This window comes from Herminiimonas sp., assembly GCF_030645555.1.
Taxonomy (GTDB): Bacteria; Pseudomonadota; Gammaproteobacteria; order Burkholderiales; family Burkholderiaceae_D; genus Oxalicibacterium.
In genome coordinates this window covers 1-2,634 of record NZ_JAUSME010000290.1, presented here as the reverse complement: position 1 = coordinate 2,634, position 2,634 = coordinate 1, and the positions used below count along the sequence as shown (strand labels likewise).

Here is a 2,634-nt window from a genome sequence, read left to right as displayed (position 1 = left end):
GATGAACATCGAAAACAGCGCAACGTAGGCAAAACCTATCCACGCCGCCGGCGATGCGCTCAGACCGTAACGCCAGCCCAGCCAGATCGTGACTGGCAGCACGACAGGCATGGCCAGTAACAGCGCCCATGAAATGACCTGCTGCCCGCCCATCGTTTGCGACAGGCGACCGCCTTCCGCATACCCCATGGCCGCGGCAATCACGGCGGCGAACAAGGCCAGGTCGGCCAGGTGCAATGCACCGCCGCCCTGCTGCAGGGCAAAGATGATGACCAGCACGCTACCTGTTACTGCCGCCAGCCAGAAACCGATACTGGGCCGCTCGCCAAAGCGCAGCGCGCCAAACAGGGCTGTCGCCAGCGGCAAAATACCCAGCACGATCGCGCCATGCGATGCCGGCACATAGCGCATCGCGATCGATGAAAATACCGGGAAACCGACCACCACGCCCAAGGCAATGATCAGCAAGGATTTGATCTGGGTTTTATTCGGCCGCGCCGCGCCGGTCCAGGCTAGCAGCACCGCTGAACAGATGGCCGCCACGACTGCACGCCCGAGCGCCACGAAGACCGGGTTCAATTCGGCCACCGCGATGCGCGTAAAAGGCAGGGTCAGGCTGAATATCGCAACGCCTATCGTGCCCAGCAACATGCCTTTGCTTTCCTGCGTCATGCTTGTGAGTACGGTGTCACGCTTACTCATGCACAGGCTCCAGCACCGCCCAGCTGCTGCCGGTTCGGCTCTGGCGTGCATTTTGAAAAAAATTCTGATGCAGACATAAAGAGGAAATTGAATAAAATTTACGGTAATAGTGCATCCATGTCTTTCCAGTGTGGCGCAATAAAATAGGCGAATGATGGCTATCGGCAAGCCCCTTACAGTACCATTACGCCGGTATCTGCATGCCCGCACGGTCCTGCAGATAATGGGAAGAGCTAGCGGCAAGCCTTGAAATTGCCGATTCCACCCCAATTTTCGACCAAACCTTAAGGCTGCCGCAGCAAGCGCAAGCGGCACCCGAAATAATCCTTAGTCTGTTCACTGACTCTAGAGGTAAAAATGGCCGCATCCAAACAAAAAAATCCAGAAAAGCAAACCCTGGGCTTTCAAGCCGAAGTAAAGCAATTGCTGCAATTGATGATCCACTCCCTGTATTCAAACAAGGAGATTTTCCTGCGCGAACTGATCTCCAACGCTTCCGACGCTGCTGACAAATTGCGCTTCGAAGCGATAGACAACAGCGCCCTGTTTGAAAACGACCCCGAGCTGAAGATCACGGTCAGCTTTGACAAGGAAAAACGCACGATCACGATTTCCGACAATGGCATAGGCATGACGCGCGATGACGCGATCGAGCATCTGGGCACGATCGCCAAGTCCGGCACCAAGGAATTCTTTTCGCGCCTGTCCGGCGACCAGCAAAAGGATGCAGCGCTGATCGGCCAGTTCGGCGTCGGCTTCTATTCCGGCTTCATCATCGCCGACCGCATCACGGTGGAAACCCGCCGCGCCGGCACTGCAGCCAGCGAAGGCGTGCGCTGGGAATCCGAAGGCGCCGGCGACTTCACCGTCGAAGCGATCGACAAGGCTACACGCGGCTCCGACGTCATCCTGCATTTGCGCGACGGCGAAGACGAATTCCTGTCCTCATGGAAATTGAAATCCATCATCCGCAAGTATTCCGACCATATCTCGCTGCCTATCATGATGCAGAAAGAGGAGTGGGATGAAGAGAAAAAAGAAACCGTCGCCCGCGACGAGCTGGAAACGATCAACCAGGCCAGCGCCTTGTGGGCACGCAGCAAGAACGACATCACGCCGGAACAGTACGTCGAATTCTACAAACATGTGTCGCACGATTTCGGTGATCCGCTGACCTACACGCACAACCGGGTCGAAGGCCGCAGCGAATACACGCAGCTGCTTTATATTCCGACGCAGGCGCCATTCGATTTGTGGGACCGCAACAAGCGCGGCGGCATCAAGCTCTACGTCAAGCGCGTCTTCATCATGGACGATGCCGAGCAATTGATGCCGGTCTACCTGCGCTTCGTGAAAGGTGTGATCGATTCAGCCGACCTGCCGCTGAACGTCTCGCGTGAAATCCTGCAAGAGTCACGCGACGTCAAGGTGATACGCGAAGGTTCGACCAAGCGCGTGCTGGGCATGCTGGAAGAATTGGCCAACGCCGACGAGCAAGAGAAAAAAGACAAATACCTCACCTTCTGGAACGCCTTCGGCCAGGTCTTGAAGGAAGGCATAGGCGAAGATGCAAGCAACAAGGAACGCGTCGCCAAGCTGCTGCGCTTTGCTTCGACCCACGCTGACAGCGATGCACAAACCGTGTCGTTTGCCGATTACGTGTCGCGCATGAAAGAAGGCCAGACCAAAATCTTCTACGCCACCGGCGAATCCTACAATGCCGCGAAGAACAGCCCGCACCTGGAAATTTTCCGCAAGAAAGGCATAGAAGTCTTGCTGCTGACCGATCGCGTCGATGAATGGATGCTGTCCTACCTCGAAGACTTTGAAGGCAAGGAACTGGCATCGGTCGCCAAGGGTGATCTGGACCTGGGCCAGCTGGAAGACGAAGCTGAAAAGAAACAGCACCAGGAAACCGAAGAGCAAAACAAG

General features: G+C 56.1%; 2 protein-coding genes. One reads left to right on the top strand and one right to left on the bottom strand.

Annotation, left to right across the window (positions count from 1 at the left end; translation table 11 throughout):
• Positions 1-702: DMT family transporter (locus Q7T06_RS11160; protein WP_304784642.1), on the bottom strand; the 702-nt coding region annotated here is incomplete at its 3' end.
• Between the two features lie 357 nt (positions 703-1,059).
• On the opposite strand from Q7T06_RS11160, the gene htpG reads away from it, so the two are divergent.
• Positions 1,060-2,634, top strand: a 1,575-nt coding sequence (gene htpG, locus Q7T06_RS11155; RefSeq protein WP_304784640.1) for a molecular chaperone HtpG, incomplete at its 3' end; no start/stop codon positions are given.